Here is a 23,159-nt window from a genome sequence, read left to right on the forward strand (position 1 = left end):
CGTAATCTACTCTTCTCTCAGCGATTGAACGGCCGGTTGCGGCTGAAGAGAAGATAGAGTGCGCGGGGGTTGGTGGTCAAATAGCGCCAGAACAGGCGGCGCGGCTCGAGCAAGGTCCGCCAGGCCCATTCGAGCCCGATCTTCTGCATCCAGACCGGCGCGCGCGCGCGGCTGCCCGACAGGAAGTTGAACAGGCCGCCGGATGTCTTGATAACGCCAACATTGGTGAGATGCGGCGTGAATTCCTCGACGAATGCCTGCTCGTTGGGCACGCCCAGCGCGAGCCACAGATAATCCGGCGCGAGCGCGTTGATCTCGTCGACCTTCGCGCGTAGCGCCTCGCCTCTGAGATAGCCGTGGCTGCGCCCGATGATCTTGAGCTCCGGATACATCTTCTGGACGTTCTCGACGGCGGCGAGGTTCTCGGCCTCGCTGGCGCCGAGCATGTAGAAGGTGCGGCCCACAGCTTCCGCTTTGCGGGCGACGACATGGAACAGGTCCGTGGTCGAGACGCGCTCGGGCAGCGGAAACCAGGATTGCAGCTTCGAGGCCGTCACCAACGGCTGGCCGTCGGCATTGATCATGTCGGCGGCGCGGAACAGGCGCTCGGTCTGCGGCTCGGTCGAGCAGCGCGCCAGCACTTCGCCATTGGCCGAGGTCAGGAACAGCGGACGACCGATGCGCTTGTCGGGATTGGTGGCCTCGATCATGAAGTCGGCGGTCGCTTCCAGGTCGAGCGCGGCCATGCGCAGGCCGCCGACCGTGATGCGCGGCACGTCGGCTGTGGCTGCCCTTCCGTCGAGGTTGACGCGGCGCTCAAGCATATTGTCTGCCTCGCTGGCGCGCTTGGGTTGCGGGGGTGAGCTCGTCGAGCACGACGCCGACGAGCTTGCGCTCGGCGCGGCCGAGCGTGCTCAGGATCTCTTCCAGGCCGTCGTTGATGTCGAGGCTGGTCGGCAGCACTGCCACCAGCGCATCAGTGTCGTCGAGCAGCTTGCGGCTGCCGGCGGTGAGCGGCGTCACGGGGCCGTCGAGGATCACGAGATCATAGCCGCCGGCGGAACGCGCCTGCGCAATCGCCTTGCGGATGGCCTCAGCCGCCTTGCCGGCATCGCCTTCGGCGGCGGGCAGAACCGAGATGCCGTTGACCGTCTTGATCTCGCGCGCGGCCTTGCTGCCGTTCGAGAGCCAGCCGAGCCGGCTCGGCTCGCTCTTGCCGTTACGGTTGACCTTGTTCGAGAGCGAATGTGCCAGATGGTCGGCATCGATCATCAGCACGCGCACGCCGTCGCGCGCGGCCGCGAGGGCGAAATTCAGGGCGGTCACGCTGCGCCCGGTGGTCTCGCCGGCACCGACCAGCGCGATGACCGGCATCGCCTTGCCACCGGCGCGACGGACGGCGGCGGCGCGCATGTCGCGCCAGGCGTTGAGCAGGCTCGTCAGCGGAAAGCCGGGGCGCAGCGTCGGCCAGCCCAGCCGGGTGACATCGACGCCGCCGCCGGAGGCGAGGATGGCGCCGAGCGTGTGAATGACATCGGCCTCCTGGAAGCGTGCGATCAACGGCTTTTCGATCAGGGGCTTTTCGGCCATCGCGGGTTGCAGCGGCGGCGCGGCAAGTTCCGGCAGGGCATGCGCGACCTCGGGAGCTTGCGGGACCGGCTGGGGCGGGGCAGGTTCCGGCGTTCGTGCGACCTGCGGTGCGCGCGCAGTGTCCGGCGCCGGCGTGCGCTGGGGGCGGGCGGGCGTCGGCACGGGTGCGGCCGCGCCGGCGAGCAGAAATTCGGCGGCCACGAACCAGCCCGAGGCCGCGATCGCGCCGAAGATGAAGCCGATCATCGCGAACAGGGTCATCCCCGGCGGGAACGAGCGCCGCTGCGGCACCGTGGCTTCGCCGATAACGCGGGCGGCCGAGGTGTTCAGCGTCTCCTGTTCCTCGGTCTCGCGCGAGCGCTTGAGGAAGGACTGATAGACGTCGCGGCTGGCATCGGCCTCGCGCTCGAGCTCGCGCAGCCGCACTGCGGCCTGGCTGAGCTGGACGCTCTGCCGCTTCTGCGCTTCCAGCGCCCGGTTGAGCGAGGCCTCGTAGTCGCGGGCGCGCGTCAGATCGTTCTTGGCGGACTGGGCGAAGCGGTCGATCTCCTCGTTGATCGTGCGCTTGAGATCTTCGACCTGCTTCTCGGTCTGGCGCAGCGCCGGATGGCGCGGGCCGAGCTCGCCGGCCTGCTCCGCGTATTTCTTGCGGGCGTCGGCATATTGGGCGCGCAGGTTCGCGATGGTCGGCGATTGCAGCGCCTCGGGGATCGCGCCGGCATCCGCTGCCGTGCGCCGGCTGGCCTCGATCTGGTCGAGCCGTGCCTGCGCGTCCATCGTCGCCGCGCGGGCTGCGGACAGCCGCTGGTTGCTGGCGGAGAGCTGCTGGTCGCTGATCAGCGCGTCCTGGGTGCCGACGAAATTGTTCTGGGCCTTGTAGGTGGCGAGCGTGGTTTCGGCGTTGCGCAGCCGATCGCGCAGCTCCTTGAGGCGGCCGGAGAGATCGTTGGTGGCGCGCCGCGCGGCGGAAGCCTGCGAGTTGCGGGATTCCGTGAGGTAGGCGTTGGTCAGCGTGTTGGCGAGCATCGCCGCCTTCGCCGGGTCGGTCGACCAGACCTCGATGTCGACGATGAAGCTCTTCTCGGTCTTGCGGATGGTGATGTGCTTGTTCAGCGCCTCGAGCGCGCCGAGCTGCACTTCCCTGCTGTCCGCGGCCGAGGGCGCGCGGGGCTGAAGGCCGATCAGGCCGAGCAGCGACGACATCAGGCTCTTGCCGTCACTGCCGCCGAACTCCGGATCCTTGTCGAGACCGGCCTGCTGGATCACCTGGAGCAGCACGCTGTTGGACGTGATCAGCCGCGCCTGGCTCTCCACCACCATGGACATGCCGGAGACGTCCTGCGCCCGCGGCGTGAGCTCGCGATCGACCAGTTGAAGTTCGCGCGGATCGACATAGAGCTGGGCGGTGGCGGTGTAACGGGGCGTTATGCTCTTGCCGACGGCGACGGCAAGCGTCGCGCCGAGCAGGGCGGCCGCGGCAATTGCGACCTTTCGGCGCCAGAGCAGATGGGAAAGCTCCAGCACGGTGAAACCGGCCTCCGGCTTCTGCTGCAGAGCCTCCGGCCTGGCGCGATCTATCGGCTGGTTATAGTCAAACATGATCCCCAGCTTCCATTCCAACTGCCGCGGGCTGAGGGGTTACTCTTCGCTTTACGCCACGCACCCGGGAAATAGGTGCCCACTCAACGCAACAGGGAAAATTAACCATACTCATTGAGGGACTATTCACCGAAATGGCAAACAAAGCGTTTAAGCGCATGCCGCTCTTCGACGCGTGACCGTAACGCGGTCTCCGAGAGATTAACGGTTCGTTACCGCGCGCGAGCATGTCGCCAAGCTCTGCTTCTCCCGCGATCGCCTGCGCGCGCATGATTGTCACCTCTTCCGCAGGATGACGTGATAGTCGCCGCGGCGGACATCGGTCCCGCGCGGAAGCACGGCGTTCAGCACGGCGGCGCCGGCATCGACCAGGGTCGCGAACAGCGGCTTGCGCCGGCGCATCTCGGGATAGCGCGGGCTCTCGACCTCACGGCGGTAGATCATCTCGAGCCCGTTGGCGGCGGCGAACGCTTCGAGGCGCGGCAGCGTCACCAGCGGATGGAAGAAGGTCGGGAACGGCGGCTCGCCCGGCAGGCCGGCATCCTTGATGCCGCGGATATTCCGGTAGAACCAGACGTGAAACCAGTGCGGCGAATATTTGGTGACCACGCCGGATAGCGAGCGCGGATTGGGCGCGCCGATCAAGATCATGCCGCCGCGCTTGAGCGCGTCGCGGAAATTCAAAAGCGCGGCGTCGACATGGGGCAGATGCTCGATCACGTTGTAGCAAATCACGAGATCGAAAGTCTCTTTTCCGAAGCGGTAGGTCTGCACGTCGCCGAGGATGGCTTCATCCGCGTAGGTGTTGTTGCGGACCTGGTCCTCGTCGATGTCGACCACGGTGATCCTGCTGCGGCTCAGCAATTCCGGCGGCACGACGCTGCACGAGCCGCCGCCGGCTTCGTAGATCGCGAGCGGGCCCTGCGGCAGCTCGCGGCGCAGCGTGTCCTGCACGGCGAGCAGGCTGTCGCGCGCTTCGCCGGGCACGAGGTCGTGCAGCGCCGGCGCCTGTGCAGCGGCCGCGGAGAGGTGGGTGACTGTCGCGAAATCGATCGTGGCTGGCTTGTTCATTTTTTTCTGACCGCGCTTGTTCTATTCAAATTTACAGGAAAAAACGCGCGAGCCCGAAGAGCAAATCCGATGCCGCGCCGCTTCACGCGTCACGGTGCTTACGTTCGGGTTAATGCGCACTGCCGTTAACTACGGCATTGTTCATGTTGAGCCGTCTTCGCGGCGATGGACCGCGAATTGCAGTACCACGCGCGCATGATTGTGCGCGGGAAACAGGCGGAAGCGGTTAAGTGCATTGGTACGGCGAGATGCGGCTCGGCGCCGTGTTGCGCATCCAGGCCGGGCGTTCATTTTGGGACGTATCCGTACCGCGGCGATGTGCCGTCGCGGGACGGCGCCGATCCCGCGCGATCGAAGCAGGGCTTTTTCAATCTATCTCGGACATCTAGAACGTCATGACATTGATCCCGACTGACCTGTCAGCCACGCGTCTCCAGGATGCCGTGCGCGATCCCAACCGGGAGATCGCGGCGAGCTCCCGCGTCATAGACCTGTCGGTCGGCATCGTCGTCTGCATTCCCTGTTTCCGCCGCCCGCAGCATCTGCGGCTGACGCTGGACTCGCTCGTGAACCAGCGCACGCCGCGCTCCTTTGCCGTCGTCATGGTCGAGAACGATGCCGCGCGGCGCGAGAGCGCGCCGGTCGCGGCGGAGTATCTCGCGGACGGCAGGCTCCAGGGCATCTGCCTCGTCGAGAAGCGGCAGGGCAATTGCCAGGCGATCAACGCCGCGTTCGAGACGGCGCAGGCGCTGTTTCCCGCCGCGACCCGCTTCCTGATGATCGACGACGACGAGATCGCTTCGCCGGACTGGCTGGAGCTGATGGTCCGCACCGCGGAGGCGACCGGCGCCGACGTGGTCGGCGGGCCGGTGCTGCCGGTGTTCGACGACGACAGCAAGCCGTGGCTCGGACGTCATCCCGCCTTCTGTCCTGCCTACGATTACACCGGCGCGGTGCCGCTGATCTATGGCTGCGGCAATTGCCTGATCACGCGGGCTGCGTTCGAGCGGTTCGAGCGTCCCGCCTTCGACCTGCGCTTCAATTTCCTCGGCGGCGGCGATTGCGATTTCTTCGTGCGCTGCCGCGATGCCGGCATGACCTTTCACTGGACCGCGGAAGCGGTCATCACCGAGACCGTGCCGCAGAGCCGCACCAGCCTCAGTTGGATCGCCAGGCGCGGCCTGCGCATCGGCGCGATCAACTACCGTGTGCAGTCCAAGGCCGCGCGGGGCACCGGAGCACGGATTCGGGTATTTGCGCAGATGCTGGCGCGCTTGCCGTTGTCGCTGCTTCGCTCCGCGCGTCTGCTCGCGACATCGAAAGCCGTCGTCGCCGTGCATCCCACGCTGGTCGCGCTCGGCTCCCTGCTCGCGGCGTTCGGCATCGAGCCGAAGCCCTATGAGGCCTCGAAGATTGTGTCCTGATCCCGGTTGGGATCAGATGCCGAAACAGGTGAGGACGACCCGGATCGCCGCGCGCGGCAGCGCCCTGAGCGAGCGCCGGCCGATCATCCCGAGATAGCCCAGCGACTGGCGATATCGGCCGAAGCGCACCGCCTGCATCGCCGAATAGGTGACGAGATGAATCTCGGCGGCCTGGCGCAGCCCGGCCGCGGTGCCCTCCGGCAACCGCGCCAGGATCAGCCCGTCGTCGAAGACGCGCGCGATCGCCGGGAAGAAATCCTGCGGCGTCCGCACCGCCGCGTTCATGGTGTTGGCGGTGTGCACGCGATAGTCGAGCAGCAGCTTTGGCGCGAACTCGAATTCGCCGATCGCCGCGAGGCGGCACCAGCAATGCCAGTCCTCGCAATATCTGAGCGAGGTGTCGAAGCCGCCGATGGCGCGAAAGGCTTCCGCGCGCGCGAGCGCGATGCCGCCATTGACGATGAAGTTGCCGGCCGCGAGCCGCGCCAGCACGTCGCCGGAAGGCTTGCGGCGGCCTTTCAGCAGCTCACGCCGGCCGATCTGCCGTCCCTCGCTGTCGATCGTGTTGTAGTCGCCGTAGACGAGAACCGCGCGCGGAGCGGCGCGCGCCGCCGCCAGCAGGGCCGCTGCCGCGCCGGGCCGCAGGCGGTCGTCGGCATCGAGGAAGAGCAGCCAATCGCCGCTCGCATGGCGCGCGCCGAGATTGCGCGCGGCCGACACGCCGGCGGAATCGTTGGTCATCAGGCGCAGCCGCGGGTCGCGCATGGCGCGGACGATCGCAACCGTGTCGTCCGACGAACCGTCGTCCACGACGATCACCTCGCCGACCTCGCTCTGCGCCAGCGCGCTTACGAGGGTTTCGCCGATATAGGCCGCAACGTTCTTGGCCGGAATGACGACGGACACCGGAGTGGTCGGGCTCGCCGGCAGCGGCAGACGCATCGCCGGAGCGATACGCGCGGAGGCCGGCAGATCGAGAACGTCTTCGGCGGTGATCAGAGCCACAGCTCGCCTTTAAGGATCCGTTAACCAGGGCGCATCTGCCGAGCCGACATTGCGATCGATCGCAACATTTGGCCCGTCCGCGAATGATACTCGCATTACGGCCAAATCCTTTCCGCAAGGACCGACGTGTCCGCGGTTTTCTCAATTAGCGTTAAGCCGATGGCATTAAGCCTGTGGCAAATTTGGAAGAGTGCGGCAGCCGGTCTCATGCGAAAATGCGCATCTGACTGCTCGCGGATGGATTCAGTGCCCGCAAAGACATTCCACGACGACCCCGATGCCATGGTCCTCAATCTCTTCTACGAGGATAAGGACGATCGCTGGTTTCCCGGCGACCGGCATCTGCGGCGCATGGCGCGCCGCATGCTGCTCGGCGAGCCGCGCATGAGCGGGCAGCTTCGCGTGTTCCTCAATCTCTGCGCGGGGCTCGACCGGCTCGGCATCCGCTACCGCGTCAACGACTACGGCTACATCGCGCAGCATCCGAGCGAGCTCGCCTGCATCATCGGCCGCACCTTCCTGCTCGACAAGTTCGCGTGGAAGAACCCGATCCTGCTCGGCGTCGCCGCGCACAATCATCCGCTCGACGACCCTGATTTGTTCAAGCGCCTGCCGGTGAAGAAGGTGGTGGTGCCAGGCCCGTGGTACGTCGACATGTACCGGCCGTACTGGCCCGACACGGAGGCCTGGCCGGTCGGCATCGACACCGATCTCTGGGCGCCGTCGCCCGCCGTGGACAAGACCGTCGACGTGCTGGTCTACGACAAGGTCCATTGGGACCGCGAGCGCTATGCGCCCGAGCTGATCGAGCCCGTTCGCGCCCGTCTCGCCAAGGAGGGCTGCTCGTTCATCGAGCTGCGTTACGGCAGCTACAAGGAGGAGGACTATCAGGCCGCGCTGGCGCGCTCGCGCGCGATGATCTTCCTGTGCCAGAACGAGAGCCAGGGCATCGCCTATCAGCAGGCGCTGTCCTGCGGCGTGCCGGTGTTCGCCTGGGACCCCGGCGGCCCGTGGCGGGATCCCGAATATTATCCGCACCGCGTCCAGTTCGGACCGGTGTCCTCGGTGCCGTACTGGGACGCGCGTTGCGGCGTAAGGTTCGCCGACATCGCAGGCTTCGAGTCGGGCTGGGACGATTTCTGGGCGGGGTGTGCGGTTGACAGGTTCGATCCGCGCGGCTTCGTGCTCGACAATCTCACGCTGGAGCAGCGCGCACTGCAATATTACGAGATCGCGCAGGGCATCGTGCGGCAGCAGGCGGCGCCGCAGGCCTCACGCCTGGTGGTTGACGGATGCTTAACAGGCATCGGCTAGTACCTGAACTTTTCCGGCTTCATCGATTTGCCTTGAGCCATGGATCGCAGCGCCGCTGACATGACCGACGTCGAGGTCCGATCGCTCGGTCACGCGTTTCGCGATGGGCTTGCGGGGCTGAACGCCGTGCAGGCGGCGCGATGTCTCGTCACGATCGCCGCGCTGCTCCTCGTGCTGGTGACGCTCGATCCGTTTCCCGATTTGCGCAGCGAGGCTGCCACCACCGTCGTCGGCGGACGCATGGCGCTCACTTATATCTCCTGGGCGCTCCTGGCTGCGGTGGCGGTGTTGTTCGTCGCCGCGACGGACGGGCCTTCGCTGAGGAGCCTGGTCACACCGCTGCATCTCTGTCTGGTCGGCTGGCTGTTCGTCAACATCGTCTTCTCCGAGAGCCGCGGCGTGTCGATCCAGCGCTTTGTGCTCGCCGCCAGCGTGACCTCGCTTGCCGTTCTGCTCCCATTGCTGCCGCCGACGCAGGGCAACTTCAACCTGTGCCTCGGCGGGGCCGCGCTCATGCTGCTCGCGCTCTGTTATCTCGGCGTCTTCCTCGCGCCACAATACGCGACCCACACCGCGCTCGACATCACCGAGCCGATGCTGGCCGGCGACTGGCGCGGCAGCTTCGGCCACAAGAACGTCGCTTCGCCGGTGATGACCATCCTGGTCTATGTCGGCATTTACCTCACCGCCGTTGGCTCGTTCGTGATGGGGCCGGCGGTCGCAGTGCTCGCCGGCATCTTCCTGATCTTCACCGGCGGCAAGACCTCGACGGTGCTGTGCCTTGCGATCTATGGCCTCGCATCGCTTGTCTATGTGACGCGGAGCCTGTGGCTGAAACGGATCATCTGCTTCGTGCCGTTGATCGTGATGAACCTCTTGACGGTCGGCAGCGTCTTGAGCCCAGCGCTGGGGACCATGACGCGGCAGCTTCCGCTGGATCCGACCTTCACCGGCCGTTCCGACATCTGGGAGTTCGCGCTCGCGGCCGTCGCCGAAAAGCCGATCATCGGCCACGGTTATGCGGCCTTCTGGGACGACGTGACCGCACGGCAGACCGCCCAGGGCGCCGAATGGGCGACGAGCGCGGCGCACAGCCACAACAGCTATCTCGACCTCGCGGTCACCATCGGCCTGCCGGGACTGTTGCTCGTGATCCTCATCTTCGTGCTCGCGCCGCTCGGCAATTTCCAGTCGGCCCAGGCCTACAGCCGCAGCAGCGCGCTCGCAAAGCTGTTCCTGACCGTGTGGCTGTTCGGTCTCTATTACGGAACCACCGAGACCTTCCTGCTCGAACGGCAGAATCCGATCTGGTTCATGTTCGCGCTTGCGGTCGCGGGCCTGCATTTCCTGGCCAGGTTCCAATGCGTCGATCAGGTGAAATCCGAACGTTGCCAGCTTGTCGCAGTCCGTTTGGTGGGATCGGCTTAACGATACGCAGCGACGTCGCTTGTGGTCTGCGGCAAAACATAATCTATCTGGAAATATTCAGTAATCGTATGTCCCGCGGATGACGTTTCTCAGCGTCGAGCAAGTCAACGGTCAGGTGTCCAGCGCGTCGGGAATCGCGGTCGATTTCGTGCGCGACTGGCGGCAGGCCGCATTGCGCCTCAGCGCAGGCCATCGCACCGCGTTTCAGCATGGCTACTGGCTCGGCGCCTGGTACGAGGCGTTCGGCGGCGTCGCGCCGCTGATCGCAGTGGTCTCCGATGCGGCGACGGGCAGGGACATCGCGGTGGTGCCGCTGGTCAGCCATGTCAGGCGTGGCATTCGCATCGTCGAATTTGCCGATTTCGGCGTCACCGACAACAACGCGCCGATCCTGGCGTCCGATGCCGCGCTGGACGCGGCGGCGATGGATGCGATCGGGGCGGCGCTGGTCGAGGCCTTGTGCGCGCTGCCCGACGGCTTCGACCTGCTGCGCCTGAAGAAGATGCCGGCCCAGGTCGGGGGCAAGGCCAACCCGCTGGTGTCGCTCGGCCGGATCGGCTCAAGCTCGCTCAACGGCAATCTCGTGTTGACCGGCGACGATTACGAGGCGTACCAGGCCTCGATCAAGCGCATGCAGATGCCGCGCTGCTGGCGCGTCTTCAATCGGCACGCGGGCGCACGGTTCGAGATCGCCACGGATGTCGCGCGCGCGCATGAGCTACTGGACGTGATGGATGGCCAGCAGCAGGCGCGCATGCGCAAGCTCGGCTCGCGCTTCGTCCTCAACGACGAGACCCATGCGAAGTTCTATCGCGAGGTCGCGCGCCAGGGTGTTGCGGAAGGTTATGCCGTCATCTCGGCGCTGGTCTGCGACGAGGGCGTCGTCGCCACCACGCTCGGCGTCAGGCATGGCGCGACCTATTTTCTCCTGCGCATCAGCCACGCCGGCCATTCATGGGCGAGCTGCTCGCCGGGTCTGCTCGTCACCGAGCGCACCATGGCCGCGCTGCATGCACAGGGCGTGCGCCGCTTCGATCTCAGCATCGGCAATCACGACTACAAGCGCCGCTTCGGCGCGGAGAAGGTGCCGCTGACAGACGTCAGCGTCGCGCTGTCCTGGCGCGGGGCACCTTATGCCTTGCGCGACCATGCCGCGCAGGGCCTGCGCCGCCATCCGAGACTCGCCGCCCTTGCCGCGCGCGCCATGGGCAAGGCTGCAAATTAGCGTGAAGGCCCCGGATTGCGGGGGTCATTCGACGATCGCAATCGTCGTGCTATCGTCGCCCTCTCCCCGGAGGCGACATGGAAGATCGTTCGGCAAAATATCGCGCATTCTATGCGCAGCTGATCTGCGCTGCGGCGAAGGCGGCGGATCCCCGGCTCGAACAGGCCTTTCGGACCGTCAGACGCGAGCCCTTCGCCGGTTCTGGGCCGTGGTCGATCTGTCTCGGCGGTCACCCTTATGTGGTCACACCCGACAATGACCCTGCCTTTCTCTATCAGAACGCGCTTCTTGCACTGGATCCGGAGCGCGGCCTCAATATAGGCATGCCCAGTGCGCATGCTTATTGGCTCAGCGGCTGTGCGGTCAGGGAAGGCGAGACCGTGATCCAGATCGGCGCGGGTAGCGGCTATTACACCGCGATCCTGACGCATCTCGTCGGTCCCGGCGGCCGGGTCCACGCATATGAGATCGACGAGCGCCTGGCGGCACTCGCGCGCGACAACCTGAAGGACATCGCTCATGTCGATGTGCGGGAACGTTCGGGCATCGCCTCGGACCTGCCCGCAACCGACGTGATTTATGTCTGCGCGGGTGCGGCGCAGCCGGCCACGGAATGGCTTGATGCGCTGCGCCCCGGCGGCCGGCTGGTGTTTCCCCTGGCGCCGGAAGGCATGCTCGGCGGCATGCTGATGATCACGCGCCCGGATGACGGCGCGATCTGGCCGGCGAAATTCCTCAGCCGTGCCCAGTTCATCGGCTGCGCGGGTTTGCAGGATCAAGACGCCGCCCGCCGATTGGCCGAGGCGTTCGCGAAAGGATGGGAAAGCGTGCAGTCGTTGCGGAGGGAGGGCGGTCCCGACGAGACCTGCTGGTTCGCCGGTGAGGGCTGGTGGCTGTCCACGGCGCCGCCGCCAACGCCGACGGATTCAGTTCAGGTGGATATCGCCTAGCCCTTCACGATCCCGTGCATTCCGCGCAGTGCAGCCGGCCGCGCGAGGCGCGGAACAGGCTGCGGCAATACCAGCGCCGTGCCAGCGCCTGGGCGGGCTTGCGGATCATCTGCGCGATCAACAAGAGTTCGAAAGCCATTCGTATCGCTTTTGGTGGAAATGTGCTGCGAACAGAGATGGGGCGGCATCCCCGAATGAGAATGCCGCCCGCGTCGCATCAGCCATGCAATCGGCCGCGCAGCTTAACTGTTCTGCTCAACCATGCAGCTCAGCCATGCAGTTTCTTCGCGGTCTCCGCGATCTGGCGGCCCTGATAGCGCGCGCCGGCAAGCTCGTTGGCGCTGGGTTGGCGGCTGCCGTCGCCGCCGGTGATCGTGGTTGCGCCGTAGGGCGCCCCGCCCGTGACCTCGTCGAGCTTCATCTGGCCGGCAAAGCCGTAGTTCAGGCCGACCACGACCATGCCGAAGTGCAAGAGGTTGGTGATGATCGAGAACAGCGTCGTCTCCTGGCCGCCATGCTGGGTCGCGCTGGACGTGAAGGCACCGCCGACCTTGCCGTGCAGCGCGCCCTTGGCCCACAGCCCGCCGGCCTGGTCCAAGAAGTTCGCCATCTGCGAGGCCATCCGGCCGAAGCGGGTGCCGGTGCCGACGATGATCGCGTCGTAATTGGCGAGGTCCTCGATCTTGGCGATCGGCGCAGCCTGGTCGACCTTGTAGTACGAGGCCTTGGCGACTTCGGCCGGCACCAGCTCCGGCACGCGCTTGACGTCGACGGTGACGCCGGCCTCGCGGGCGCCTTCGGCAACGGCATTCGCCATCGCTTCGATATGGCCGTAGGCGGAATAATAGAGGACGAGAACTTTGGTCATGGTGGTCTCCGTTGGGTGGGTTTGATGTGTTGAGTTGTTTTGTTCGCTGTCATTGCCGGGCTTGACCCGGCAATCCATCGGGCTTGAAAAGCTCCTTGCGAAGGTGATGGATGCCCGGCTCAAGGCCGGGCACGACGAGTTGTTTTGTGGTTACGCCGCGTCGACGAGTACGATTTCCGAATCTTCCAGCGCCGTGATCTTCAGCTTGGCCTCGTCGCGGATCGCGGCGCCGTCGCGGGCGTTGACGCGCACGCCGTTGATCTCGATCGAGCCCGCCGCCGGCACGAGATAAAGATGCCGCGCCGTCTGCGGCGCGTACTCGGCGCTCTCGCCGGCCTTCAGCGTGGTGGCGAGCACCCGCGCATCGGCGCGGATCGGCAGCGCATCCGTGTCGCCTTCGATGCCGCTCGCGATGGTGACGAGCTTGCCGGAGCGATTCGCCTTCGGGAACGGCTTCGAGCCCCAGGTCGGCTGTCCCCCGCGCGCCGTCGGCTCGATCCAGATCTGGAAGATCCGGGTTTGCGTCGGCTCGAGATTGTACTCGGAGTGGCGGATGCCGCTGCCGGCGCTCATCACCTGCACGTCGCCGGCTTCAGTCCGCCCTTCGTTGCCGAGGTTGTCCTGATGGGTGATCGCGCCCTCGCGCACATAGGTGATGATCTCCATGTTGGCGTGAGGATGAGCCGGGAAGCCCGTGTTCGGCGCGATCTCGTCGTCGTTCCACACCCGTAAAGAGCCGTGACCCATGTTGTTCGGATCATAGTGGCTGGCGAAGGAGAAATGATGCTTGGCCTTGAGCCAGCCGTGGTCGGCGCCGCCGAGCTTGTCGAAAGGTCTGAGTTCGATCATTTGCGTAGTCCTTGGTTTGAACGGGCGGGCGTTGATCAGGCGTTGAAACCGCCGTCGACGTTGAGCACGGTGCCGGTGACGAAAGAGGCTTGCGGGCTTGCGAGGAACACGACGCCGGCGGCGACCTCCTCGGGGCGGCCGAAGCGCTGCAGCGCGTGCTGCTTGCGCTGGGTCTCGGCGAACTCGCCGCCGTCCTTCGGATTCATGTCGGTGTCGATCGAGCCGGGCTGCACCACGTTCACTGTGATGCCGCGCGGGCCGAGGTCGCGTGCCGCGCCCTTGGTGTAACCGACCACGGCCGCCTTGGTGGCGACGTAGTCGGCAAGGCCAGGGAACGAGGCGCGGTCGGCGAGCATCGATCCGACCGTCACGATGCGGCCGCCTTCACCCATCAATTGCGAGGCAGCGCGGATCGCCGCGATCACGCCGTGCACGTTGATGCCATCCTGGCGGGCGAACGCTTCGGTGTCGGCCTTGGCATCGTCGATCGCACCACCGGCAGCGACGCCGGCATTGTTGACGAGGATGTCGAGATGGCCGAACTCCTTGGCGACATCATTGACGAGCTGTGTCACGTCCTTGGCGGAAGCCTGGTCCGCCCTGAAGGCGCGGGCCTTCACGCCCTTGGCCTTCAATTCGGCGACGACCGCTTCAGCCTTGTCGGGCGAGGCGACATAGCTGATGGCGACATCCGCGCCTTCATCGGCTAGAGCGCGGGCCGAGGCCGCGCCGATCCCGCGCGAGCCGCCGGTGACGAGGGCAACCTTGCCTGAGAGCTTCTTGGTCATTGGATTTCTCCAGTTCCTGAATGTCTGATGACCCTTGGATAAGCCTCCGCCTGTGGTATAGAAATAGAAACTGTTGAAACGCATTGTTTCCTGAAATATCCCTGACGGACCGACGCCCATGGCAAAACTCCCCGATTTCGAGGCGCTCGCGATTTTCGCAAAAGTCGTGGAATTACGGTCGTTTGCGGGGGCGGCGAGCGAACTCACGATGTCCAAGGCGACGGTGTCCAAAGCGGTCACCCGGCTGGAGGAGCGGCTCGGCGCCCGCCTCTTCAACCGCACCTCGCGCCGGCTCGCGCTGACCGATGCCGGCCACAAGCTCGCCGACCGCGCCACGCGCCTGCTTGCCGACGGCGAGGCGGCCGAGAACGAGGCGCTGGCGCAATCGGTGGCGCCGCGCGGCCTGGTGCGGCTCGCGGTGCCCATGACGTTCGGCATCAAGGCGGTGGCGCCGCTGCTGCCGGAATTCTTCGAGACCTATCCGGAAGTCTCGGTCGATCTGCACTTGAGTGATGCGACCGTTGATCTCATCGGCGAGGGTTTTGACATGGCGGTGCGGATCGCGCGGCTGCCGGATTCTTCGCTGATTGCGCGGCGGCTCTTCACCATGCCGCGCTTCACCGTGGCCGCGCCGTCTTATCTCAGGAAGCATGGCCGGCCGACGCATCCGATGCATCTCGCCGAGCACAAATGCTTCAGCTACGCCTATCTCTCCACGCCCAATGTCTGGCACTACACCAATTCGGCCGGCGAGCAGGCGAGCGTGCGTCCGGGCGGCCCCCTCAGGGTCAACAATGGCGAAGCCGTGATGCCCTCGCTGCTCGCCGGCCTCGGCATCGCGGAGCTGCCGGAGTTCATCGTCGGCGACGCCATCTCCTCCGGCGCCCTCGAAGTCATCCTGAAGGACTGGAAGCAGGCCGAAGGCGCCGTGCACCTCGTGACCCCGCCCGGCGGCCCGCGCCCCGCGCGCGTCGAGGCGCTCGCAGATTTCCTCGCGGCGAAGCTCCCGGGCACCTGCAAGCGGCAGCCGAGGAAGGGCGGCAAAGCCGGATAGATTGGTGGGCACGGCGCTTTGCGCCTTTGCCCACCCTACGAGTCTATCGTCCGCGCAAGCTATCGTAGGGTGGGCAAAGCAAAGCGTGCCCACGTCTTTGCCTGAGGGATCGCAAGTGTGTCGATATCGACGCGCTCAGGGCAGGCCGTTCTTCTTCGGCGTTGTGCCGCAGGGATATGCGCGACATCGCGGGGCAATTCGGTGAGTGATGGTGGGCAAGGCGCTTTGCGCCTTTGCCCACCCTACGACACCTCGCTTTTCGGCCTGACTACGGCACCTTCACGCCGTCGATCGCGATGATGCGCAAGTTCGGCTTCAGCGTCTCGTCCAGCTGCGTCTTCAACTCGTGCACGCGCGGGTCGGTCGAACGCGCCGCGCACACCGCGTATTGATGGACCGATTGCGCCAAAGCGCGCCGCGCTTCCGGCGTTCGCGTCAGGTCGGGCTTCGAAAGCCGCAGGACGATCGCTGCGAGATTCACCAGCATCTCGTCCAGGGCGACGTCGATGGTAGCAAGATTACGCATGACCCACTCCTGGAAGGGCAACCGCCGCTCCAGGGATGCGTTCCGGGCCGGGCTGAACATGGTGAATGCCTGGTAAACGTCTTGTTCTTGCCGATCGCCACGCTAGGCTGGGGCCGAAACAAGAAAAGTCCAGGGAGGGGAGTTGCCATGGATCGACGCGATATCCTGCGCGCCGTTGCCGCATTGCCGTTGTTGCGAGCTGCATGGCCGGAGCCGGCCTTCGCGCAAGCCTATCCGGCGCGCAACATCACCCTGATCGTGCCGTTTCCGGCCGGCGGGCAGGCCGATCTTGCGGCGCGTCCCGTCGCGATGGCGCTGGAGCGGATTCTCGGCAAGCCCGTGATCGTCGACAACCGTGCCGGCGGTGGCGGCGGATCGGTCGGCAACGCCGCGGCGGCGCGCGCCGAGCCCGACGGCCACACGCTGCTGATGACGCTGTCCTCGCTCGCGGTGCTGCCCGAAGCCGACCGGCTGTTCGAACGGCCGGTCGCCTACGAAGTCTCGCAGTTCATGCCGATCGCGCGCGTGCTCGCCGATCCCACGCTGCTCGCGGTGCCGGCCTCGGCGCCATGGAAGACGGCGCAGGAGTTCGTCGAGGATGCAAAGAGACGGCCCGGTCAGATCACCTACGGCTCCTCCGGTCCCTACGGCACGCTGCATGTGGCGATGGAGATGTTCGCTGGCAGCGCCGATATCAAATTGCTGCACGTGCCGTTCCGCGGCGCGGGGCCGGCGCTGACCGCGCTGCTGAGCGGCACGGTGCAGGCCATCGCCGCGGCACCCGGCACGCTGAAGCCGCAGGTCGACGACGGCAAGCTGCGCGTGCTCGGCAATTGCGGCGCCCAGCGCATCGCGAGCTTTCCTGACGTGCCGACGTTCCAGGAGCTCGGCTACAAGGACGTCGAGATGTACATCTGGGCCGGCTTGTTCGCACAGAGCACGCTGCCCGCGCCGATCGCGACCCGCTTGCGCGAGGCGATGGCGCAGGTGATGTCGAGCCCCGACGTGCTCAAATCGTTCGAGGCTTCGGGCAGTCTCGTCGCCTATCAGGACGCGCCGGCCTTCTCCGAATTCGTCGCGGCCGACAGCACGCGCCTGATCGCGGCGGTGAAGAAGATCGGCAAGGTGGAGTAGGTTCCAGCCGCACTTTCACATTTTTTTGTTGGTTCAGAACCTGACCGCGTCTCATTGATTGAGGACAAATTGAGAGAAGCGAGAAGGATCTGGATATGCGAACAGAGCGGATTGCGCTGGGTGTGGCGCTCGCGATCGGCGGCATCGTCGCGCAGGGCGCCGCCTTCGCGCAGGAATATCGCGGCACCATGGAACAGCAGATGGCCTGCACGCCGGATGTGTGGCGGCTGTGCAGCGACCAGATTCCGGACGTGAACCGCATCGTGGCCTGCCTGCAACAGAACTCGCCGCAACTCTCCAGTGGCTGCCGCGCGGTGTTCCGGTCCAACAACCAGGTGCAGCCGCAGCAGCAGGTGCCGCGTGGTCGTGCCGCGCCGTCGCCGCGCTATAACAATGCGCCGCCGCCACCTCAGCAGGTGCAGCCGCGGCCCTACGACGATGACGACGATTAGCGCTGTCTAAAGCATGATCCGGAAAAGTGCGCAGCGGTTTTCCGAAAAGATCATGCGCAAACCACAAGCCAAAGCGCGATGAAGATTTCATCCTGATCTCATCGTGCTTTTGCGCATGATCGGAAAACCAGGCAGCAGTCGGCGCGAAAGATTGCGATCGTGCCGCCTGGTTCAGCGCTCTGGCTTGCTGTCCGATTGAGGTCGATGTCCAAGCGCCGTCCGCAAGGCCACGGCAAAGAGAATGGCTGCGACTGGCCAATGGAACCAGATCTTATGGCCAGTGAAGAGATTGATCAGAATCAGGAAGACCGACACCGTGAGTGCCGCTGCAACCGGCCGGGGCAGCTTTCTGAGCCAATCCGTGACGACATTCGTCGACGATGGTGGCGCGCGCCTGTCTTCCATTCGCGGAGCACGCGCTCTCTCCGAGGGCGTTGCGTTTCCCTTGATCGGGAAGCTCCCTTGCCCGGCGGTCCCGCCGCCAAGGGTCAGCCGATAGCTGGTCATGGGAGCAATGTTCTTCATGGGGCGCTGGCCGAGACAGTCGAAGCCAACGGATAATTTGTTGTGCACCTGATCGTAGACGGAGCTCGAGATCACGACGCCGCCGGGGTCAGCGAGTTCTTGCAGCCGCGATGCGATATTGACCCCGTCGCCATAGATGTCGGAACCATCGACCATCACGTCGCCGAGGTTGATGCCGATGCGAAACTGCATCGGGTTCGCCTGAGGCGCGTCCGAACCTTGACTGGAAATTTCCTGCTGAATCTCGACCGCGCATTGAACGGCCTCGACGACGCTGGCGAACTCGGCGATCACGGCATCGCCCCAGGTATTCACGATGCGGCCGTCATGACGCTCGACCAGTCGCGCAATGGCGGTGCGGTAGCGGCGGAGCGTCTCCAACGTTCCGGTCTCGTCCGCTTCCATGAGACGAGAATAGCCGTACACGTCAGCGCACAGCACGGTTGTCAGTCGTCGTTTCACCTTGTCGTCGGTCATCCTCAGTATGGTAGCCTTCCTGACGGACAAATGCATCAGGCATCGCATCCGGAGCCGCCTATCCCGAAACCGTCATAATCGTGCAACGTGGCACTCAGCCAAGGCCTAAAGCATGATCCGGAAAAGTGCGAAGCGGTTTTCCGGAAAGATCGTGCGCAAACAACAACCTAAAGCGCGATGACGATTCATCCGAATCTCATCGCGCTTTAGACACGAGCTTGGTCTGGGTCCGCCGTCGCCTCGATGGACGGTGCGAAACGTTTCGGCCCTCCGGCGGCGCCCATCAGCCGCCCCCAAACCTGGTGGCTTCCCGCACCAGGATGTCGATCAGCATTTTGGCAGGCATTTCCCGCACAAGCGCGGCTGCCTGCCCTGACCAGAGTGGCATGAAGTCGGCGCTCCCATTCGGCTCCGCCGCAGCACGCAGCGGCGGCAGCTCGCCCATCGGCAGTGGAAAGTCCGGTGCCGCGTCCGACCAGGGACCGATCTCGGCGGCAAGGCGATTGACAAGAACTCTCGCCGGTCGTCCGGAGAACACGTTTGTCACGACAGTCCGGTTTGCCCGCGCATTCCGCAGCGCCTCGCGATGGAGCGGGGGTGTCGCCGTCTCGGTACAAAGCAGAAATGCAGTCCCGATCTGCGCGCCGGCGGCTCCGAGCGCGAACGCCGCCGCGATCCCTCGCCCATCCGCGATTCCGCCTGCAGCGATCACGGGCACGCCGACGGCGTCGGCCACCTGGGGCACCAGGGCAAATGTACCGGCCTGCGAGGCGATCGCGCGCTTGCGATCGGAATCGAGGAATATGCCGCGATGCCCTCCGGCATCATATCCCTGCGCGATGATCGCATCAGCGCCATGCTTTTCGAGCCAGCATGCTTCGTCGACCGTCGTCGCGGATGAAATCACCTTGCAGCCTGCGGCCTTGACCCGATCGACCAGCCTGGGCTCGGGCAAGCCGAAATGAAAGCTCACCACCTCCGGCCTGACATCCTCGACCACGGCGCACGCCGCCTCGCCGAAGGGAGCGAGATCGAGGCGCGGTGTCACCGTTGCAGGGTCGATGCCGAGTTCGCGATAATAGGACGCAAGCTTCTCGTGCCAGGCTCGCTCGCGAGCGGCGTCCGCTTTCGCCGGATCGTGGCAGAAGAAATTGAGGTTGATCGGTTTCGTCGTCAGTCGTCGGAGCTCCGCGACATTCTTCAAAACGAGTTCCGGGGCCATGATCGCGCAACCGATCGAGCCGAGGCCGCCGGCATTGGACACCGCGGCCGCAAGTTCGACCGTGCAAAATCCGGCCATCGGCGCCAGCACGATGGGATGGTCGATCCCAAATAGTTCAACGACACGTCGGTCGGACCACATTGCACACCTCCTACCAGCGACCAGCGGACGCGCCGCCGTCGACATGCATGACCTCGCCGGTGACAAAGGCCGCTCGCTCCAGATACATCACGGCATCGACGACCTCCCGTGTTTCGCCCATGCGGCCCATTGGCTGCAGGCTCGCGAGGAAGCCAAGCGCTTCCGGCGCGTGCATCGGGGTCGCGATCGCACCCGGAGAAACGGCGTTCACGCGGATATTCCGGCTTGCGTACTCGATCGCGAGCGAGCGGGTGATCGCGTTGAGCCCGCCTTTGGTCAGTGCCGCGAGCGCCGCTGCCAGCGAGGCCATCGGCTGCTCGGCGATCGTGGCCGTGATGTTGACGATGTGACCCGAGCCCGCGAGCAGCATCCTCGCCGCCGCCCGCTGCGTCAGGTGGAAGAAGCCCGCGAGATTGACCCCGACCATCGTGGCAAAGTCGGCTTCGGAATACTCCGTAAAGGGTTTTGCAATGAAAAGGCCGGCGTTGTTGATGAGCGTATCGATCCGTCCGAAGCGTTCGATGGCCAGTCCCACGATGCGATCGGCGGTTCTTGCGCTGGTTATGTCGCCCTCGACCGCAAGAGTCGACGGATCTTCGCTCTTTGCAATCGAACGGGAGGTGGCAACGACGTGATAGCCGATGTCGCGATAGGCCCCGAGCAACGCCGCGCCAATGCCTCGCGATGCCCCGGTGATGACGGCAACTTTCCGTTCGGATGTCATATTCGCTCCTTCACGCAATCAGTGTGCGGATGAGCGAACAGTTACCTTGATCGAGGTCGCGCGCCTGTGCATCGCCTGCTCAGCTATTGTCATTTCCTGCTGTCGGCGGCAGCAGATCATTACATCCGTAACGAAGTCAGGCCAGCAGGCTGCGCCGATATTGCGCCGGCGTCTGGCCGGTGGCGCGCCGGAATGCACGGGTGAAATTGGCCTGACACGAAAACCTGAGCGTGAGCGCGATGTCGACCAGGGCCCGGTCGGCGTCGCAGAGCAGATCCTTGGCGCGTTCGAGGCGCCTTGCACTGACATGCCGATGCGGCGATTCGCCGAAGGCGGTCTTGAACGCGCGCGAGAAATGAAATTCGCTCAGGCAGGCAACCGAGGCCAGCCGCGCCACCGTCAGATCGCTTTCCAGATTGGCTTCGATATAGTCAAGCACGCGCGCCAGTCTGCGCCGGTCGAGCCCCTCCCTTGAAGCGGGGTTGGCCAGGTCGGACGGCGACGCACCGGCATGGTTCTGGATCAATCTTGCCACCAGACTCAACGCCAGGGTTTCGGCGAGCAGCCTGCCCGCGGAAGTCTCGTGTTCCAGTTCGGACATGATGGCGTAGGCGATCTCGGCAAGCAGCGGATCGTGGAAACCACCCTCGCGATGGAGTGACCTGATCGCCGTCGTGTTGAACCCGTCCCCAAAATGGTCCGACGAGAACCGACTGGGAGGAAGGTAGAGATGCAGTATCGCTGGCACCGGCTCGGACATGTCGATCAGGCCTTCCTGCACGCCGGCCGGACGCAGCCAGATCGTTCCGCGTTCGGACACGGTCGAATCGATGACCCCGTCCAGCCGTCGCGTGATGACGGACCGACTGCCGCGGACATCGATGCAGACCTCGGCATCCGGCTGCGGCTTGTTCCAGGTGACCGTACCGCTGTGGCTGCGAAGCTCCGCCGCGAGATTCGACCAACCCCGCGTGGCCGATGAGGCCAGCAGCCCGGCGACGCCGTATTTGTTGAAGCTGCGTTTGCCCGGCGGCGTCGGCTGAGGTGCCAATTCCTGATTTCCACCAGATGAATTCACGCGGATGCTACCCTGGAAACATGCCCTGCCAGCTCGATGGCTTTGATGTGGTCGGCCGCGAGGCGGACCGCAATTCCCGCCGGCCCCCATCACGCATCTGCGATCAAGGCGGCGTGAGCCGCCCGGTTCCGCCATCGCGTATCGACGCCTCCCTAAGGCCTGACCTCGCAAACGTCGATCCACTCGGCGCCGACGAGCTCCGCCATGCGGTCCGGCGCGATGCGCACGGCGCTGTGGGTCGAGCCGGCGGCCGGCACCACGACATCGAACGCCTTCAGCGAGACGTCGCAATAGACCGGCAGCGGTGATTTCAGCCCGAACGGGCAGACGCCGCCGACCTCATGGCCGGTGATGTCGGCGACCTCTTCCAGCCCCAGCATCTTCGGCTTGCCGCCGAACTGCGTCTTGACCTTCTTGTTGTCCATCCGTGAGGTGCCGGCCGCGACGATCAGGATCACGCGTTCGCCGACGCGCAAGGACAGCGTCTTGGCGATCATACCCGGCTCGACACCATAGGCCTCGGCGGCCAGCGTCACGGTCGCGGAGCTGATCGGGGATTCGATGACGGAGATGTCGGGGGCTTTGTCGGCGAAGAAGGCGCGAACGGATTCCAGGCTCATTCCAGTCTCACGGGCGGGCGGCGATACCTGGGTGACCCCTAGATGATCCCTGGCAGCTCGGACAGCGCGCGGACGCGGTGGTCCGGCGCGAAGCCAAGCTCGTCCATCTGGGTGCGGATCGCCTTGAACATCGTCAGCGGTGCCACGAGTTCGTTCTCGACGCAAGCCAGCGCCATCGCCTCGGGCGTGACGCGCTCGATCCAGGCGACGTTCAGTCCGAACGACTTTGCCCCGGCGACGTCCCAGGGATTGGAGGAGACGAACAGCACCTCGTTCGGGGCGGTGCCCAGCGCCTCACCGATCAGCTCATAGGCCTCAGGGCTCGGCTTGAAGACCTTCTTCGCATCGACACTGATGGTGGCATCGAGCAGGCCGTCGAGGTTGGTGTTGCGCACCAGCGTGTTGAGCATGTCCGGGCTGCCATTGGAGAGGATGGCGAGTTTTCGCGGCTTGAGCGCGGCGAGTGCTGCCGCCGCATCCGGATAGAGATCGAGATGCAGGTACTTCTCGATCACGCGCTCGAATGCGTCGTTCTCGTAATCAAGCCTGAGCGCGCGCAGCGCATAGGCCAGCGAGTCGCGGGTGACGGCGGCAAAATCCTGGTAGCGCCGCATCAGCGAGCGCAGCCAGGAGTATTCGAGCTGCTTGATGCGCCAGACCTGCGTGATGATCTCGCCGTAGCCGGGAAACGCATCCTCGGTGATCTCCGCGACCGACTGGATGTCGTAGAGCGTTCCGTAGGCGTCGAACACGACGGCTTTGATGGGCATTGGCTGTCCTTCCCGGCAGTTGCGGTCACAAGAGGTCCGCTTGGGGGAGTGCGCATAATCGTGAGCCTACCAAAGCAGAACGGAAGTCTGCCACTGCAGGCGTGATCGGCAGCTAGCGCACCCCTGAGCAGACTCTGAGGACGCCGATACAGCGGAACCGCCATCACGATGATCGGTACTGTGGTGCGGATACGGCTTGCAGCTCAACTGACATGGCGTTCGCTTACAAAGCAAACAGACGGAAAGATCGGTTTCGAAGTTGGTCAGCATCGCTGTCCAGTGCGTCTTCGCCGCAACAGCCAGTGAGAAATGCGATCCGTCCAGC

23 protein-coding genes are annotated in these 23,159 nt (G+C 65.1%); 8 read left to right on the top strand and 15 right to left on the bottom strand.

What is annotated here, in order from left to right:
* Positions 1–17: 17 nt before the first annotated feature.
* From QA642_RS06115 to QA642_RS06125, 3 genes are all read right to left on the bottom strand, one after another.
* On the bottom strand, positions 18–824 hold the full coding sequence (locus tag QA642_RS06115) for a WecB/TagA/CpsF family glycosyltransferase (RefSeq protein ID WP_283083857.1): 807 nt from the start codon (positions 822–824) through the stop codon (positions 18–20).
* Positions 817–3,189, bottom strand: a complete 2,373-nt coding sequence (locus tag QA642_RS06120; protein ID WP_283083858.1) for an exopolysaccharide transport family protein — start codon at positions 3,187–3,189, stop codon at positions 817–819. Before QA642_RS06120 ends, QA642_RS06115 begins: the two co-directional genes overlap by 8 nt.
* A gap of 276 nt (positions 3,190–3,465) precedes the next feature.
* A complete protein-coding gene (locus QA642_RS06125; RefSeq protein ID WP_283083859.1) occupies positions 3,466–4,260 on the bottom strand; it encodes a methyltransferase in 795 nt (264 codons plus the stop codon).
* A 395-nt stretch (positions 4,261–4,655) separates the two neighbouring features.
* Between QA642_RS06125 and QA642_RS06130 the strand changes: the two genes are divergently transcribed.
* The gene (locus tag QA642_RS06130; RefSeq protein WP_283083860.1) at positions 4,656–5,684 is read left to right on the top strand and encodes a glycosyltransferase family 2 protein; all 1,029 of its coding nucleotides are present in this window, start codon (positions 4,656–4,658) and stop codon (positions 5,682–5,684) included.
* A 12-nt stretch (positions 5,685–5,696) separates the two neighbouring features.
* On the opposite strand, the gene QA642_RS06135 is transcribed toward QA642_RS06130, so the two are convergent.
* Complete coding sequence (locus QA642_RS06135; protein ID WP_283086811.1) at positions 5,697–6,683, bottom strand: glycosyltransferase; 987 nt, start codon at positions 6,681–6,683, stop codon at positions 5,697–5,699.
* 252 nt (positions 6,684–6,935) lie between these two features.
* Here QA642_RS06135 and QA642_RS06140 point away from each other — a divergent pair, with 252 nt between their 5' ends.
* From QA642_RS06140 to QA642_RS06155, 4 genes are all read left to right on the top strand, one after another.
* Positions 6,936–8,003, top strand: coding sequence for a glycosyltransferase family 1 protein (locus QA642_RS06140; RefSeq protein WP_283083861.1), 1,068 nt, complete (start codon positions 6,936–6,938; stop codon positions 8,001–8,003).
* 39 nt (positions 8,004–8,042) lie between these two features.
* Positions 8,043–9,431 (top strand): O-antigen ligase, encoded by a 1,389-nt coding sequence (locus QA642_RS06145; protein WP_283083862.1) that lies wholly within the window; start codon positions 8,043–8,045, stop codon positions 9,429–9,431.
* Between the two features lie 79 nt (positions 9,432–9,510).
* Complete coding sequence (locus QA642_RS06150) at positions 9,511–10,656, top strand: GNAT family N-acetyltransferase (RefSeq protein ID WP_283083863.1); 1,146 nt, start codon at positions 9,511–9,513, stop codon at positions 10,654–10,656.
* A 77-nt stretch (positions 10,657–10,733) separates the two neighbouring features.
* Positions 10,734–11,606: a class I SAM-dependent methyltransferase gene (locus QA642_RS06155; protein WP_283083864.1), complete on the top strand. Its 873-nt coding sequence runs from the start codon at positions 10,734–10,736 to the stop codon at positions 11,604–11,606.
* 4 nt (positions 11,607–11,610) lie between these two features.
* Here QA642_RS06155 and QA642_RS06160 read toward each other — a convergent pair whose 3' ends face one another.
* From QA642_RS06160 to QA642_RS06175, 4 genes are all read right to left on the bottom strand, one after another.
* Positions 11,611–11,745: a hypothetical protein gene (locus tag QA642_RS06160; RefSeq protein WP_265441850.1), complete on the bottom strand. Its 135-nt coding sequence runs from the start codon at positions 11,743–11,745 to the stop codon at positions 11,611–11,613.
* A 129-nt stretch (positions 11,746–11,874) separates the two neighbouring features.
* Positions 11,875–12,474, bottom strand: a complete 600-nt coding sequence (gene wrbA, locus QA642_RS06165) for an NAD(P)H:quinone oxidoreductase (protein ID WP_283083865.1) — start codon at positions 12,472–12,474, stop codon at positions 11,875–11,877.
* 150 nt (positions 12,475–12,624) lie between these two features.
* On the bottom strand, positions 12,625–13,323 hold the full coding sequence (locus QA642_RS06170; protein WP_283083866.1) for a pirin family protein: 699 nt from the start codon (positions 13,321–13,323) through the stop codon (positions 12,625–12,627).
* A gap of 35 nt (positions 13,324–13,358) precedes the next feature.
* Positions 13,359–14,111, bottom strand: coding sequence for a 3-oxoacyl-ACP reductase family protein (locus QA642_RS06175; protein ID WP_283083867.1), 753 nt, complete (start codon positions 14,109–14,111; stop codon positions 13,359–13,361).
* Positions 14,112–14,229: 118 nt separating this feature from the next.
* Between QA642_RS06175 and QA642_RS06180 the strand changes: the two genes are divergently transcribed.
* Positions 14,230–15,165, top strand: a complete 936-nt coding sequence (locus tag QA642_RS06180; protein WP_283083868.1) for a LysR family transcriptional regulator — start codon at positions 14,230–14,232, stop codon at positions 15,163–15,165.
* Positions 15,166–15,433: 268 nt separating this feature from the next.
* On the opposite strand, the gene QA642_RS06185 is transcribed toward QA642_RS06180, so the two are convergent.
* Positions 15,434–15,691, bottom strand: a complete 258-nt coding sequence (locus QA642_RS06185) for a hypothetical protein (RefSeq protein ID WP_283083869.1) — start codon at positions 15,689–15,691, stop codon at positions 15,434–15,436.
* A 147-nt stretch (positions 15,692–15,838) separates the two neighbouring features.
* On the opposite strand from QA642_RS06185, the gene QA642_RS06190 reads away from it, so the two are divergent.
* Together QA642_RS06190 and QA642_RS06195 are read left to right on the top strand one after the other, a co-directional pair.
* Positions 15,839–16,825, top strand: coding sequence for a tripartite tricarboxylate transporter substrate binding protein (locus QA642_RS06190; protein ID WP_283083870.1), 987 nt, complete (start codon positions 15,839–15,841; stop codon positions 16,823–16,825).
* A gap of 95 nt (positions 16,826–16,920) precedes the next feature.
* The gene (locus tag QA642_RS06195) at positions 16,921–17,277 is read left to right on the top strand and encodes a hypothetical protein (RefSeq protein ID WP_283083871.1); all 357 of its coding nucleotides are present in this window, start codon (positions 16,921–16,923) and stop codon (positions 17,275–17,277) included.
* Positions 17,278–17,448: 171 nt separating this feature from the next.
* On the opposite strand, the gene QA642_RS06200 is transcribed toward QA642_RS06195, so the two are convergent.
* The 6 genes from QA642_RS06200 to QA642_RS06225 all read right to left on the bottom strand — a co-directional run bounded on the left by QA642_RS06200 (position 17,449) and on the right by QA642_RS06225 (position 22,834).
* Positions 17,449–18,279 carry an adenylate/guanylate cyclase domain-containing protein gene (locus QA642_RS06200; RefSeq protein ID WP_283083872.1) on the bottom strand — a complete coding sequence of 277 codons (831 nt, stop codon included), beginning with the start codon at positions 18,277–18,279 and terminating at the stop codon, positions 17,449–17,451.
* A gap of 283 nt (positions 18,280–18,562) precedes the next feature.
* A complete protein-coding gene (locus tag QA642_RS06205; RefSeq protein WP_283083873.1) occupies positions 18,563–19,642 on the bottom strand; it encodes a nitronate monooxygenase in 1,080 nt (359 codons plus the stop codon).
* 10 nt (positions 19,643–19,652) lie between these two features.
* The gene (locus QA642_RS06210; RefSeq protein ID WP_283083874.1) at positions 19,653–20,366 is read right to left on the bottom strand and encodes an SDR family oxidoreductase; all 714 of its coding nucleotides are present in this window, start codon (positions 20,364–20,366) and stop codon (positions 19,653–19,655) included.
* A 136-nt stretch (positions 20,367–20,502) separates the two neighbouring features.
* Positions 20,503–21,444 (bottom strand): AraC family transcriptional regulator, encoded by a 942-nt coding sequence (locus tag QA642_RS06215; protein WP_283083875.1) that lies wholly within the window; start codon positions 21,442–21,444, stop codon positions 20,503–20,505.
* Between the two features lie 152 nt (positions 21,445–21,596).
* Positions 21,597–22,064 (bottom strand): YbaK/EbsC family protein, encoded by a 468-nt coding sequence (locus QA642_RS06220; protein ID WP_283083876.1) that lies wholly within the window; start codon positions 22,062–22,064, stop codon positions 21,597–21,599.
* A gap of 38 nt (positions 22,065–22,102) precedes the next feature.
* On the bottom strand, positions 22,103–22,834 hold the full coding sequence (locus tag QA642_RS06225; protein ID WP_283083877.1) for a haloacid dehalogenase type II: 732 nt from the start codon (positions 22,832–22,834) through the stop codon (positions 22,103–22,105).
* Between the last annotated feature and the right edge of the window lie 325 nt (positions 22,835–23,159).

It is taken from the genome of Bradyrhizobium sp. CB2312, from assembly GCF_029714425.1.
GTDB lineage: Bacteria > Pseudomonadota > Alphaproteobacteria > Rhizobiales > Xanthobacteraceae > Bradyrhizobium.